The sequence below is a fragment of the Thermoanaerobaculia bacterium genome (assembly GCA_035593605.1).
Classification (GTDB): Bacteria; Acidobacteriota; Thermoanaerobaculia; order UBA2201; family DAOSWS01; genus DAOSWS01.
Genome location: DAOSWS010000021.1, coordinates 35,769 through 50,587, shown reverse-complemented (window position 1 = coordinate 50,587; position 14,819 = coordinate 35,769). Strand labels below are relative to the sequence as shown.

The 14,819-nt window shown below is 54.0% G+C and carries 10 protein-coding genes; all 10 read left to right on the top strand.

Going from position 1 to position 14,819, the window contains the following annotated elements:
- Positions 1-35 precede the first annotated feature (35 nt).
- The 10 genes from PLD04_11020 to PLD04_10975 all read left to right on the top strand — a co-directional run bounded on the left by PLD04_11020 (position 36) and on the right by PLD04_10975 (position 14,818).
- Entirely contained in the window at positions 36-2,165 is a 2,130-nt protein-coding gene (locus PLD04_11020; GenBank protein ID HXK68867.1) for an MFS transporter, read from the top strand.
- A 97-nt stretch (positions 2,166-2,262) separates the two neighbouring features.
- Positions 2,263-2,793 (top strand): hypothetical protein, encoded by a 531-nt coding sequence (locus PLD04_11015; GenBank protein ID HXK68866.1) that lies wholly within the window; start codon positions 2,263-2,265, stop codon positions 2,791-2,793.
- Between the two features lie 82 nt (positions 2,794-2,875).
- Positions 2,876-3,679 carry a sulfite exporter TauE/SafE family protein gene (locus tag PLD04_11010; protein ID HXK68865.1) on the top strand — a complete coding sequence of 268 codons (804 nt, stop codon included), beginning with the start codon at positions 2,876-2,878 and terminating at the stop codon, positions 3,677-3,679.
- A 237-nt stretch (positions 3,680-3,916) separates the two neighbouring features.
- Positions 3,917-5,887 (top strand): aconitate hydratase, encoded by a 1,971-nt coding sequence (locus PLD04_11005; GenBank protein ID HXK68864.1) that lies wholly within the window; start codon positions 3,917-3,919, stop codon positions 5,885-5,887.
- The gene (locus tag PLD04_11000) at positions 5,884-7,266 is read left to right on the top strand and encodes a class II fumarate hydratase (GenBank protein ID HXK68863.1); all 1,383 of its coding nucleotides are present in this window, start codon (positions 5,884-5,886) and stop codon (positions 7,264-7,266) included. Before PLD04_11005 ends, PLD04_11000 begins: the two co-directional genes overlap by 4 nt.
- A gap of 143 nt (positions 7,267-7,409) precedes the next feature.
- A complete protein-coding gene (locus PLD04_10995; GenBank protein ID HXK68862.1) occupies positions 7,410-9,389 on the top strand; it encodes a TonB-dependent receptor in 1,980 nt (659 codons plus the stop codon).
- On the top strand, positions 9,386-9,991 hold the full coding sequence (locus PLD04_10990) for a YfiR family protein (protein ID HXK68861.1): 606 nt from the start codon (positions 9,386-9,388) through the stop codon (positions 9,989-9,991). The genes PLD04_10995 and PLD04_10990 overlap by 4 nt, the downstream gene beginning before the upstream one ends.
- A complete protein-coding gene (locus tag PLD04_10985; protein HXK68860.1) occupies positions 9,988-11,862 on the top strand; it encodes an ATP-binding protein in 1,875 nt (624 codons plus the stop codon). The genes PLD04_10990 and PLD04_10985 overlap by 4 nt, the downstream gene beginning before the upstream one ends.
- Entirely contained in the window at positions 11,863-12,222 is a 360-nt protein-coding gene (locus tag PLD04_10980) for a response regulator (protein HXK68859.1), read from the top strand.
- Positions 12,215-14,818 (top strand): EAL domain-containing protein, encoded by a 2,604-nt coding sequence (locus PLD04_10975; GenBank protein HXK68858.1) that lies wholly within the window; start codon positions 12,215-12,217, stop codon positions 14,816-14,818. Before PLD04_10980 ends, PLD04_10975 begins: the two co-directional genes overlap by 8 nt.
- The last annotated feature ends 1 nt before the right edge of the window (position 14,819 follow it).

Genomic DNA, 14,819 nt, shown 5'->3' with positions numbered 1-14,819 from the left:
TCTGCTGTACTAAAAAGGAGGATGCTGTGGAGAAAATGTCTGAAGGGAAGAAAAAATTTCCCTTTATTTTCTGGCTGGTCATCGTATTTGAATTTTTTGAACGAGGCTCCTACTACGGGGTGATGAGCATATTGTCGGTCTACCTGACTGACAAGCTGGGATTTGCCAAGGAAAGTGTGGGCATCATCAAGGGGACGATCCAGCCCCTGCTCTATTTTCTGCCCATCCTGGCGGGCGCCATTGCCGATCGCTTCGGTTACCGCAGGACGCTCATGGTTGCTTTTGCCCTGCTGGGAACCGGGTACTTCCTGACCTCCACGGCAACTACATACACGTGGGTTTTCATCTTCCTGGTCATCATGGGCCTGGGTGCCGGAACCTTCAAGCCGATCATTTCCTCTTCCATTGCACGTACCACTGACAAATCCAACAGTGCCCTCGGATTCGGCATCTACTACTGGTCCATCAACCTGGGAGCCTTTCTCTTCCCCCTGATTCTGGTCCCCTTTCTCAAGGCCAACTTCAGCTGGAGCACCGTTCTGATCGCTGCCGCCATCGGAACCGGTGCGATGCTTATTCCCACGCTCTTCATGTATCGGGAACCACCCAAACCGGAAGCGAAAAAAACCGCGAACCTGATTCAGACCCTCGCCGATGCCTTTGAGATTATCTACTCCCCCCTGATTCTGATCTACCGGGCCTGCGGTACGAAAAAGGGCCTCAGGATGATCGCTTCGATCCTCTTCCTCGCCTTCCTCGGGTACGGCATTTTCTCTTATGTTCGGCCCCGCGAAACCTCTCTTGCCGCTCCGGGAATGACCTTCCCGGAGGGGGATGTCATTTTGGACCTGCATATCGACCGCAACCAGTCGATTCCCGACGATTACGAAGTGTCCCTCACAGAAGGAGCAGGCTCGAGGACTGTCCTTACCACCGTGCTCTATCATCCCGACAGGCTGGACGCCTACCAGAACGATCTGCTCGCGGAGCTGAAGAAAGAGGGCCTGCCGGAATCCCTCACGACGGACGACCTTGCCGACATGGTCACGCGGGCTCAGAAATCACCCTTCCTCCAGTTGACGGAGGCCTCCGATTCCACACCCTTTGCCGTTACCCCAGATCCGGAAACCAACTCCATCATCATTTCCGTAAAAGATCCAGAGGCTTATTCCACCTATAAAGACTCTCTTCTGGACACCCTGCGGAGGGACAGCCGGCTTCTTACCCTTCCCGATGGGACCCTGGACACTCTTTTTACACGGGGGCAGAAACGCCCCTTCCTCCTTCTCTTTGTCGGGATCCTGCTCCTCTTCGCTCTCATCATCCTCGGGCTCGAACCCAGGTACAAAGCCTCGATGCGGGGAAAGCGTCCTATCTTCATCCTGCTAATTCTTTTTGCCGCGATGGGAATGCTGTGGGGACTTCCGGCACTTTCCCTCTTCGCCCGGATTGTCTGCACCGTTATTTTCACGACTGTGCTGTCCATCTTTCTCATGGACTTTCAGGACATCACCCGGTACCGGGACCACTGGCACTTTCTCCTTCTGGTCTTTCTCTATTCAGGGTTCTGGATTCTCTACTTCCAGATGTTCGATTCGGTCCTCTGGTACGTCCAGGCCTATGTGAACGCCGAATCGCTGAATAACGCTGTCAACGCACTCATTAACAATATGCTCGGGATTCACTACACCTGGCGGTTTGACGTGGAACACGTCACCGTCATGAACGCCGGGACGATCATCCTCCTTCAGCTGATCATCTCCAACATCGTAAAAAATAAAAAGGCTCTCCCCACAATGATCTTCGGGATCCTCCTCGGAACGATCGGCATGGCAATTCTGGCCGTTTCCACCGGAATCTGGGTCTTTTTGGCCGGCATCACGATCTTTTCCATTGGAGAAATGACCGCCCATCCGAAGTTCATCTCCTACGTCGGGCAGACCGCCCCAAAAGACCGCGTGGCGACGTACATGGGCTATATCTTCCTGTATGGCGTGATCGGGTCTTCCATCGGGGCCGTCGTGGGAGCCAACCTCTATGTGAAATTCGTGGACAACATGAACCAGCCCAGGGTCTTATGGATCATCTTTTCCATGATCGGAGTTGCGACCATCGTGGCCCTTCTTCTTTACAACAAGTTCCTGGCCGTCCATGAGGAGGACTAGTCACCGGATACGAAGGATGAATCGGGTCCCGGAATATCAGATGAATCGGAGGGGTTGACGAAATCCATTCCGGGCCCCATGGATAGGGGGAGATTTCATGAAACGTGATGAGACGATGAGACCCTGCATGGCCCGCTCCATCGCCCAGGTGATTGGAGCTATCGGAGGGGCCTTCTGGCCCGTCTGGTACCTGCTCATGGCGATTGCCGGAGTAAGTGGAACCCGGTACGCTCCGCTCTGGAAGTCCTTTGCCCTCTGCCTTCCTCTTATCGTTGTCGGAATCTGGGCCGGAGGCGCAGCCGGGGATCGCCTTGCATGCGCCCTGCTTCGAAAATCCCGTCATCCATTTGTCACCTTTCTCCTGAGTTCCATTCTGGGAGCCCTGTTCGGTGCCGGAACACTGGTGATCGTCTGGGAGTTGTTCTTCATCAGTTCCTACACGGCGGGGATCGTTGATTTCGGCCAGTCACCCCTGGGAGAAATCGTGATCGCCACCCTGGCCATGGCGGGTGCGGTGGGGGGAACTATCGGCCTTGCCTTCGGGATCGTGTTCGGAGCCTTTCTGCATCTCTTCGTCCGTCCCGGAAAACACACTATTCCGAAGCCCCTTACAACGGAAGAACCCTAGCCATTTTGCTCTCTCTCCTCACACGGCTGCCCCCCCAAAAAATAGGGACTGTCCCTATTTATCGGGGTGGTCGGTCCGGTTTTTGATTGATTTGGGACAGATCCTTCTTCTTGCACTGATCTTTTTTGTCATCTCCTTGCTCTTCTCCATGGTCGGACTGGGCGGGGGCATCCTCTATGTTCCCATCCTTCTCTTCGCGGGTTACACCCTCAACCAGGCCCCGGGAATCAGCCTTATGCTGATCATGGGTACCTCCCTGGCCGCTCTCGTAACCTTCTGGCGAAGCCACAGGGTGGACTGGAAGCTGGCTCTCGTCATTGACCCGCCGACTGACATCATGGCCTTTCTGGGAGGTTACTTCAACACTCTGGTTTCCGAATCTCTGCTGCGCGGGCTACTCGCCGTTGTCCTCATGGTGGCGGGCACCTTCATGCTTCGTGCATCACGCTCTCTTCGTGTCCGCAACCTGCCTGCGGACCAGTGGTGGATCTGGGTACGCCGGTTCCGAGGGTTCGAGTACCGTGTCAACCTGCCCCTGGTACTTACCGCCACCGCCTTGATCGGGGTCCTGTCCGGCATGCTGGGGATCTCCGGCGGAATCATCAAGCTCCCGATCATGGTGCTGTTGTGCGGAGTCCCCATGGACATCGCGGTCGCCACATCCACCGTGATGGTGGCCGTGACGGCCCTGTCCGGCCTGGCCGGTCACGCGATCCAGGGTCAGGTGGACTGGCACACGGGTTTGATCCTGACCCTGGCGGCCCTGGCCGGGGGATTCCTTGGCGGAAGGGTGTCCACATCGATGGATCGGATTCGGCTGCAGAAGCTATTCGGACTGATCGTCTGGATTATCGCCCTCCGAATCGCCTTTCACTGGATTTTCTGACCGGACGAGCGGATCGATTCCTTCTCTTACTTCCCGGTTTCCATGGAAGGATTTGTTCCGCCATCCTGTTATCGTATTGATATCCACGCGGCACGCTGCTCCTATTTCAGCAGGATCAAACCATGGATCAAAGGTCCATTTTCATAGCGTGGAACTTATCATTGAACCATCCATTTGAGACTCGGATCCGCTTGAAGAGAAGGGCAGCTGATGTTCGATCAGAAAGCGAGGTGGATTGTGAAGAAGAACCTGACCCAAAAATTAATTGAGAGTCATCGAGTAGAAGGGGAAATTGTCCCCGGACAGGAAATCGGGATCAAAATCGATCAGACGTTGACCCAGGATGCCACGGGTACCATGGTGATGCTGGAACTGGAAGCCATGGGGCTGAACCGGGTAGTCACTGATCTATCCGCGCAATACGTGGACCACAACCTGCTGCAGACTGATTTTAAAAATGCAGATGACCATCTCTTTCTCCAGAGTGCCTGTGAGCGATATGGGATCTGGTTCAGCCGGCCGGGAAACGGGGTCAGCCATCCTGTTCACATGGAGCGGTTCGGGAAGCCCGGAGCAACCCTTCTGGGTTCCGACAGCCATACGTGTGCCGCCGGTTCTCTGGGAATGCTGGCGATCGGATCGGGCGGACTGGAAGTCGCCCTGGCCATGGCTGGAGAACCCTTCTATGTACCCATGCCCTATGTGTGCGGGGTCAGCCTGACCGGAAATCTTCCACCCTGGGTCAGTGCCAAGGATATCATCCTGGAGATGCTTCGCCGAAGAGGAGTAGATGGCGGGCTTGGCCGGATCTTTGAATACTATGGCCCCGGATTGGACCACCTCACCGCCATGGATCGTCACGTAATCGCCAACATGGGGGCCGAGCTGGGCGCCACAACTTCCGTCTTCCCTTCCGATCTTCAAACCCTGCGTTTCCTCCGGAGTCAGCACCGGGAAGAAGATTACCAGGAAATGTGCGCCGACGAAGGAGCCACCTACGATGATCACGAGGAAGTAGATCTCTCTGCCCTGGAACCGTTGATTGCCCTTCCGGGAAGTCCGGGAAATGTCGTTCCGGTCAAAGAGGTAGCCGGACGGGAGATCTATCAGGCGTATATCGGATCATCCGCAAACCCGGGACTCCGTGATTTTGCAATACCGGCAATGATGGTTGAGGGACAAAGGGTACACACCAGTGTCTCCTTTGACATCAACCCCACCTCGCGGCAGATTCTTGAAAACCTCATGGACCTGGGACACCTTCAACGCCTGGTTCACGCCGGAGCCCGCATTCACCAGGCTGGATGTAACGGATGCATCGGAATGGGACAGGCGCCAGCCACGGACCGCATAAGTCTCCGAACTGTTCCCCGGAATTTTCCAGGTCGATCGGGAACCAGAGAGGATCAGGTGTATCTGTGCAGTCCGGAAACCGCTGCCGCGTCTGCATTGACCGGAAAGATCACCGATCCACGAACCCTGTCCATGGAGTACCCGAAGTTTGAAGAGCCGGAAAGGATACGGTTGAATACGGAGGCTCTGATGCCTCCGGGCAATCCGGACTCCAGGCCAAATCTTATACAGGGCCCCAATATTGTTCCTATCCCTCTCTTTCCCGCCCTTCCTGACACTCTGGATATTCCAGTCCTGCTGAAAGTTGGCGGGGATATTTCCACCGATGAAATTATGCCGGCTGGAGCCCGTGTTCTCCCCTTCCGCAGTAACATTCCTGAAATCAGCCGGTTTGTCTTTGAGGGTGTTGACTCTACCTTTTATGAACGAGCCATGGATCACCAGGAAACCGGCTTCTGCCTGGTTGCCGGAACCAACTATGGTCAGGGTTCCAGTCGTGAACATGCCTCGCTCGCCCCCCGATTTCTCGGTCTTCGTGTTGTCCTGGCTCGAAGCTTCGCCCGAATCCACAGGAAAAACCTGATCAACTTCGGAATCCTTCCCCTCACATTCATCGAGAATTCTGATTACGACCGATTGGATCGAGGACACCGCTTCCGGCTAACAGATCTTCATCGCCACGTAAGGGAAGGTGACCGGATCGAGGGAAAAATCGAGGGAAAAATGTCTCCATTGCGACTTCGCATCGATCTCAGCCCCCGGGAACGGAAGACCGTTATGGCGGGCGGTCTGATCAATCTCACGCGAGGGGCAAAAACGCATCCTCCCTCCAACCCTGGAAAGGAGGAATCATGACATCCTTTCGCATCGAAAGGGACACCATGGGAGAGGTCAAAGTTCCAGAGGAACGGTACTGGGGCGCTCAGACCGGGAGAGCGATGGAGAACTTTCCCATCGGAACCGGCACATTTCCTTCGTCTTTGATTCACGCCCTCGGCATGATCAAAGTAGCAGCCGCCCGGGCCAACGGTGACCTTGGGATTCTTCAGGAATCCAGCGTATCCCTCATCGCAGCCGCAGCGTCGGAAGTGGCGGAAGGGAAACTGGACGACCATTTTCCCGTACCGGTATGGCAATCGGGAAGCGGAACCCAGTTAAACATGAATGCAAATGAAGTGATTGCAAACCGGGCATGCGAACTGGCCGGACGTCCTCTCGGCTCAAAGGACTTCATTCATCCCAATGATGATGTCAACCGTTCCCAGTCCAGTAACGACGTGATCCCGACCGCCATTCATCTTGCGGTAAGCCTTCAGATCCGGGACCGTCTGATCCCCGCCCTGGTCTCCCTGGAGGATGAGCTCGAAGCCCGGTCCGTCGAATATGCCAATGACATTACCATTGGACGGACGCACCTTATGGACGCTGTCCCCTTAAGCCTTGGACAGGAGATCTCCGGCTGGAGCGCCCTGCTACAGGATGCCCGCCAACGTCTCACGCGGGAACTACCGGAATTGCATGCGCTTACGCTGGGTGGGACGGCGGTAGGAACTGGATTGAACGCACCCGGAGAATTCGCAGACCTGGCTGTGAGGTACCTGCGTGAACTGACCGATCTCGAATTAAACCTGGTGTCGAACCGCTTTGCCGCCCAGGGTTCTCATGATGCGCTTGTCGCTGCATCGGCCTCCCTAAGAGGAGTTTCCGTCGCCTTGCGAAAAATTGCCTGGGACATCAGTCTTCTCGGTTCCGGTCCGCGGTGTGGCCTCGGTGAACTATTTCTCCCCGCCAATGAACCGGGCAGTTCCATCATGCCCGGGAAAGTAAACCCCTCACAGTCAGAAGCCATGATCATGGTCTGTACGCAGGTCATGGGATACGATACCGCTGTGGCCATAGCTGGAGCATCGGGGACTCTTCAGATCAACACGTTTAAGCCGCTTATTGCCCTCAATCTCCTTACCTCCATCGATCTCCTATCCGATGCCGCGGCCAGCTTTCGGGAGCGTTGCGTCAAGGGATTGCGCCCGAACCGGCCCCGTCTGAAATCCTATTTACAAGCATCTCTGATGCTGGTTACCGCCCTGGTGCCGGTCATCGGATACGACAGGGCCGCGGAAATCGCGAAACGGGCCCATGAAGAAGGGCTGACTCTCCGGGAAGCCGCTATCGCTTCGGGTGAGATATCAGAGGAAGAATTCGACCGACGGGTCCGACCGGAGACCATGATCTGAAACTTCCAAGACATGTAGAGCTGCTTTTTTCCTTTTAAGACCCAATTGCGCCGCCGTTCATCGGGTGCTATGATGGTTCCAGGCGTGATAATGGCTACCGATCTAATGTCTTTCCCATTCCTGGGAGCTATGCAATGAGGAGGATGCATCTCGTGTTGATCCCCTGCCTTCTCATTCTTGGAACGTCCATCACCCTGACAGCGCAATCATCGGGAACCATGGATCAGCTGTTGGAGTTGGACCTCACTGACCTGATGAAGCTGGAAGTCGTCACCGCTCTCAAAGAGCCCGAAACGTTAAACCGGGTTCCCGCCACGGTCCGCGTGATCACGGCGGAGGATATTCGAAGCAATGGCTATTTCAACCTTGAAGATGTTCTGGCCGATCTGCCCGGGTTCCAGTTTCGAAACATCGTCGGATTTAACAGCTATAGCTTCCTGAGGGGAATTCCAAGCCAGAACAACAAGATTCTCGTCCTTGTCGACGGTATCCAGATCAACGAACTCAATTCCGGAGGCTTCTACGGGGGTGCTCAGTACAATCTCGCGAATGTGGAACGCATCGAAGTCGTCTATGGTCCGGCCTCCGCTCTCTATGGGACCAATGCCATCTCCGGGATCATCAATATCATTACCTTCGGCCCACGTAACGCACCCCCTGCCCGCGTTTCGGCGACGGTCGGAAATTTTGACACACAAGCCGCGGACGTTCGAATCAGCCAGTACGATGCAGGACAGGATGTCGGATTCACTTTATCGGGCATGATCAGGACGACGGAGAAAGCAGACCTGAAAGGTAAAGAGGGAGATGACAACTGGACCGGAGACATGGAAAACTTCGAAGATGACCTCTCCTTTGATGGCAAGTTCCGATACAAAGATTTCATAGCAGGTTTTGTCCTTCAGGATAAGGATGCATCCCGGGCTACGGTGCAACAGACCATGGGCACAGGCCTGAGCGATCATGACGTCGACTGGCATATTCGGTTCCTGAATCTCTGGGCGGCATATTCCGCCGAATTTCAAAAGAATCTGAGATTACAATCGAAAGCGTATTACCGGAATGCCACGGTCCTGAATGATACGGTTCCCATTACGGAGCTGGCAGAGGAAGATTTCCCGGGTCGTCAGTACCGTTATTACCGCCCCGGCAATCTTCTGGGAAATGAAACCCAGATCTCCTGGACGCCCAGAACAGGCTATCGACTGACCCTGGGCATGGTTCTGGAACGGGAACATCTCGCCGATCAATTTTCCATTACCACAAGCGATTCTGCGGAAGAGGAGCCTCCCGTCCCACCCGATCCGGACATGATGACCAACACCCTGGTCAGCGTCTTTGCCCAGGGAAGAATCGCCCTTTCGGATTCTGCGGAACTATTCCTTGGACTGAGACACGATGACAGCAGCTATTATGGAACCGTTGACACACCCCGTGTCGGGCTGGTCATCAACCGGAAAAAATTAACCACAAAGATTCTGATGATGGATGCGTTTCGAGCTCCCAGACCCTGGGATTACACCGACGGCATGGGAAATTCAGATCTCCAGCCGGAGAAGATGCGTTCATACGAAATTTCGAATGCGTGGTCCTTTTCCGACCATGTTCGGCTGGAGGGATCCCTTTACCACAACAACCTTGACAACCTCCTTGTCCGGGAAATCGTAAACGAGGGCTCCCGCTGGATCAACGCGGGTGAAGTTAATACGAACGGTTTTGAGATCTCCCTCGATTACCGGAAAGGGCCCTGGAAAGGTTATCTCAACGCGACCTACACCGATTCCGAGGATGAAATGGATGAGCAGGTTCCCGAGATTGCACCCTGGGGAGCGAATTTAGGTTTTCACTACGCATTTTCCGCCTCACTCTCTGCAGGGATCCGAGGCAACTACCTGGGAACCCGGGATAATCCCAGGATCATTCCTGCTACGGGAGATATGACCATTGAGGATGCGTGGGTCTTCCATGGCTTCATGACAATGAAGCTACGGGGAGGATTTGATCTCCAGCTTGTCATCAATAACCTTTTTGATACGGAGTACTACCATCCTTCCAACCTGCCACCCACCCGTTTTCGACAGCCCCAGAGAACGTTTCGGATCACGGGAGGATTTTTCTTTTGAGAACGTTCCGAACGGTTCAGGGGACTCCGGGCTGCCGTATTTTCCATGCCCTGTCTCTGATCCTTCTTTACCTGGGAGTCATGGTTGCCAGTCCTGCATTCCTTCCGGCAGAGTCCGACCCGAGCCAGGGAAGCGAATATGATGTCAAGGCTGTCTTTCTCTATAATTTCACCCGCTACCTTCAGTGGCCGGAAGACTCAAACATAGATCAGTTTGATATTACCGTCCTGGGTGAAAGCCCGATCCTTGCCTCCCTGGAGGAAATTGCCGGGAAAAAAACCGTGGATACTCTGCCCATCGATGTACACACCTGCAGGAACGTCAGGGATATCGGACATCCCCGCATTCTCTTTATCTCCCGATCCGCTTCCCGGTGGTTTCCCGATGTCCTTCGAGAGACCTCGGGTACGGACATCCTGGTCGTCGGAGAGAAAGAGGGACTGGCAAAGCAGGGTGCCGCCATCAACTTTATTCTCAAAGGCGGCCATATCAAATTCGAAATCAACGAAGATGCCCTGGAGGAAGCCCAAATCCAGGTCAGCTCTCAGCTGTTGAAGCTGGCCATTCGAGTTTCCCCGCGTCACCCGGAAAACGGATCATGAGGTTCAAAGATCTTTCCATCCGAAGCAAGCTCGTTCTCCTGCAGCTTCTTGTTGTCTTTGTCGTCCTGGTCCTCTATAGCGTCTTTCATATTTTCCTGGACGTTCAGGTTCACCGGGAAGCTATCAGTTCCAGGCTTTCTTCCATGGCAGATATTATTGGATACAACTGTATCTCCGCACTGGATTTCCTGGATGCGGAAGATGCGTCTCGTACGCTACGTTCACTGGAGGCGGAAGCGAACATCACCCACGCGTGGATTCTGGATGGTACAGAAAACATCTTTGCATCCTATCGCAGGAAGGGACAAAAAGAGGATCGGCCTGTAATTCCAGCGGACGGACACGAAGAAATGAAAGGAAAGTATTTATACCTTTCCAGAGGGATTCTGCAACAGGGCGATATGATGGGGTCGGTCGTCCTTCGGTATGACATGACCCCCTATCGAAATCTGATTCTGTATAAGGGTCTGGCGGCGACAGCAGCCCTCACAGGCGGACTTGTCGTGGCGTTCTTCCTGGCTCTTCTTACCCAGAGGGCTCTGACCGGTCCCATGGATCATCTGGTCGATACGATTGAGAAGGTGTCCCGGACCCGGGACCTTTCCATCCGTGCCGCGGAAGGCCGACGGGATGAAATCGGGGTGCTGTACACGGGATTCAACACCATGCTTTCCGAAATCCAGACCCGGGAGGTCGAACGGGATTCCGCCATCGCCGCGTTACGGGAGAGTGAAGACAAGTACCGCACACTGGTCGAAGGCGCGAAAGACGGGATCGTGATCATCCAATACGGAAGGTTTGTCTACGCCAATCCGGCCCTGGTCGAGATGTCCGGGTATCCGATTGAAAGGCTCATCGGCTCCGAGTTCATCAAACATATCGCACCCGAAGAAGTTCCACGGCTCCAGGTTTTTTACAAAAAGAGGATGAGCGGCGTGGAAGCCGACGCCCGGTACGAAACCATCTTCCTGGATCAGGATGGGCAGTATATTCATGCGGAGGTGAACGCGGCTCTCATCACCTATCAGGGGGAGCCTGCGGATCTCGTCATCATCAGGAACATCAACGAGAGAAAGAAGGCCGAAGCGGAAATCAGAAAATTGAATGAAACCCTCGAGCTCCGGGTTAAGGAGCGCACGCGGGAACTGGCGGAAGCCAATGAAAAGCTCATAGAACTCGATCGAATGAAGAGCATGTTTCTGGCCAGCATGAGCCATGAGCTTCGCACGCCGCTGAATTCCATCCTGGGATTCACGGGCCTTCTCCTGATGGGGATGTCAGGCGAATTAAACAAAGAACAGACCAAACAGCTCTCCATGGTACAGACCAGTGCCGAACACCTTCTGAACCTGATCAACGATATTCTGGACATTTCCAAGATCGAATCCGGAAAGGTGGATCTGACGATTGAAACATTCGCCTTATCCGACCTGGTAGAGGATGTTCTGAAATCGGTGAGACCAATTGCAGAGCCCAAAGGCCTTGAGCTTATTTCCGACATCCCCGAGGACCTTACGGTAGAGAGCGACCGTAGGAGAATAAAACAGATTCTCGTCAACCTGATCGGGAATGCCATCAAATTCAGCGAAAAGGGTTCGATCACCGTGAATGCGGGCCGGGACAAAAACAACGTTCTCCTATCCATTTCGGATCAGGGTATTGGGATCCGGAAGGAAGACCTGGACAAATTGTTCATTCCCTTTCAGCAGATTGACATGTCCTCCACAAAGGCGTACGAGGGGACGGGACTAGGATTATACCTGTGTAGAAAGATTCTAACCCTTCTTCATGGTGAAATCTCGGCACAAAGCGAGTACGGCTCGGGCAGCACCTTCTCCTTTTCCATTCCCCTGACCTGGGAGGAGCTATAGATGAAGACCGTACTCATCATCGAGGACAATGACAATAATCTCTACATGATGCGATTTATCGTCACCAGGCTCGGCCACCGGGTCATGGAAGCCCGGGACGGCGCATCCGGAGTGGAAGCGGCAAAGAGGGAGAAGCCTGACCTGATCCTGATGGACATTCAGCTGCCCGTCATGGATGGGTACGCCGCAACCAGGGAAATTCGTTCTTTTGAGGAATTACATGATGTCCCCATTATCGCCGTAACATCCTATGCCATGGTCGGGGATCGGGAAAAGGCCCTGGAAGCCGGATGCACCGGCTACATCGAGAAACCGATTCAACCTGAATCCTTCATCGAGGAGTTGAAACGCTATGTCTGATCATACTTCCCTGTCGAACATGAATGTTCTTGTCGTTGATGACCACGAGGACAACCGCTACCTTCTCAAAAGCCTTCTTGAAGGACTGGGACACAAGGTCCTCGTCGCGATGAACGGGCGTGAGGCCCTGGAACTGCTGAGAAAGGAACCGGCTGACCTTGTCATCTCCGACATCCTGATGCCCGTCATGGACGGATATCAGCTCTGCCGCGAGATTCGTGGAGATGAATCCCTGAAAAATATCCCCTTTATCTTCTACACGGCCACATACGTGGATCAGAAGGATGAGGATTTTGCCCTGAAACTGGGTGCCGATCGGTTCTTCAGAAAGCCCATGAATCCCAAAGTATTCATGGAGCAGGTCCAGACTTTGATGGATGAAGTGGCTGCCAACCAGAAAACCGACCGCAGAGTTCCGGACGCGAATGAAAAAGAAATCCTGAAACTCTATAACGAACGCCTCGTTCACAAACTTGAAAAGAAGATGCTGGATCTGGAACGGGAAATGAAGGAACGGGAAAAGATGCAGGAGGCATTACGGGTCAGTGAAGAAAAGTATCGAACCCTGGTGGATCAAGCCTCCGATGCCATCTATATCCTGAATTCTGACGCGACGATTCTGGATGTCAACCCTGCGGCATGCACCATTCTCCAATATACCAGGGAGGAGTTAATCGGAATGGATTTTCTCACACTGATTCCTCCCGAAGATCTGGAGCGGCAGCCCCTGCTTCTGCCGAAGATCCTGAAGGGAAATCCAGTTCTCTTTGAACGAATGCTCTTCCGCAAAGACGGAGGGATCGTGCCCCTGGAAATCAGTGCGATAGGCCTGAAGAATGGACGAATCCAGAGCATCGCCAGAGATATTTCGGAACGAAAGCGTGCGGAGGAGGCCCTGCGGGAGAGCGAGGAACGATACGCGCTGGCCGCCAAGGGCGCCAATGACGGTTTGTGGGATTGGAACCTGGTTTCCGAAGAGATCTACTTTTCCCCTCGCTGGAAGTCCATGCTCGGGTACAGCGAGGATGAAATTCAGAACCTTCCCGACGAGTGGTTCGATCGTGTCCATCCCGACGACATTGAGAATTTGAGAGCCCAGCTCGCAGCCCATATGGACGGATCGATCCCCCATTTCGAGGTGGAGCATCGAATCAAGCATAAGGACGGAGCCTTTCGTTGGGTCCTGGCCCGTGGGCTGGCAGTCATCAACGGTCAGGGCAAACCCAACCGGATGACCGGATCCCAGACGGACATCACCGACCGGAAAAGAGCGGAAGAGCAGCTTCTCTACGATGCCTTCCACGACAGAATTACCCGATTACCCAATCGGGCGCTCTTTGCCGATCGACTGGGACAGGTATTTGATCGGGCCAGAAGAACGGGATCTTACAGCTTTGCCGTCCTGCATCTCGATTTGGATCGCTTTCAAATGATCAATGAAAGCATGGGGCATGACACCGGGGATCTTGCCTTGAAATCGACAGCGGATCGAATCCAGACCTGTATTCGCCCGGGGGATACCCTGGCCCGTTTTGGAGGGGATGAATTTATTCTGCTCCTTGACATGGTCAGTGATATCACGGACGTGAACCGTATAGTGGAAACGATCCGCATGACTCTGGACAAACCGGTGACCCTTCAGGACCAGGAAATCGTTACCACTGCAAGTATCGGCATTGTCCTGGGCAACGAGTCCTATGACAGGCCCGAAGAATATTTGCGGGACGCACATCTCGCCATGCATAAGGCCAAAGCTCGTGGCAGGGCAAATGTAGAGGTGTTTGACTCCGAACTGTATGCAAGGGCCATGGATCGTTTACAGCTGGAACTGGCTCTTCGACGTGCGGTGGAACGGGGGGAGATTCAGGTCTATTACCAGCCGGTCATCGATCTGAAAACAGGAAAATTGATCAGCCTGGAGGCTCTGGCCCGCTGGAACCATCCCGAGAGGGGTATCCTCGCGCCCGCAGAATTTCTCCATGTCGCGGAAGAGGCCGGCTTTCTGGTCGTCATAGATCGTCTCGTCCTCGTTTCCGCATGTGAACAGTTACGGAAATGGCTTGACAAATATCCACGATTCGACACATTGAGCATCAGCGTGAATTTTTGCAGCCGCCAGTTTTCCGAGGCCGACCTGGTTCCCTTTCTCAAAGGCATTCTGGCCCAGCATAACCTGCAGCCTCAGCATTTAAGCATCGAAATTACCGAGAGCACCCTGATGGAGAACCTGGAACAGACCCGATCGGTCCTGTCCGAGATTCAAAAACTGGGCGTAAAATTGTTCATAGATGATTTCGGAACGGGCTATTCTTCACTGAGCTACCTGCATGAGTTTCCTATTGACCTGCTGAAAATTGATCGGTCGTTTATCGGGCAGATTTCCGATTCCGGAACTCCCGTTCCCATTGTTCAGACCATCATCTCTCTGGCTCATACCATGGGCCTGCAGGTGGTGGCTGAGGGGGTGGAACACGAGTGTCAGTGCTCGACTCTTCGATCGTTACAGTGCAACTGCGCGCAGGGGTATTTTTTTTCCAGACCCATCAGCGCAGAAGATACCGGCAGAATATTGCAGTCGGGAAAGACCTGGATGTAAT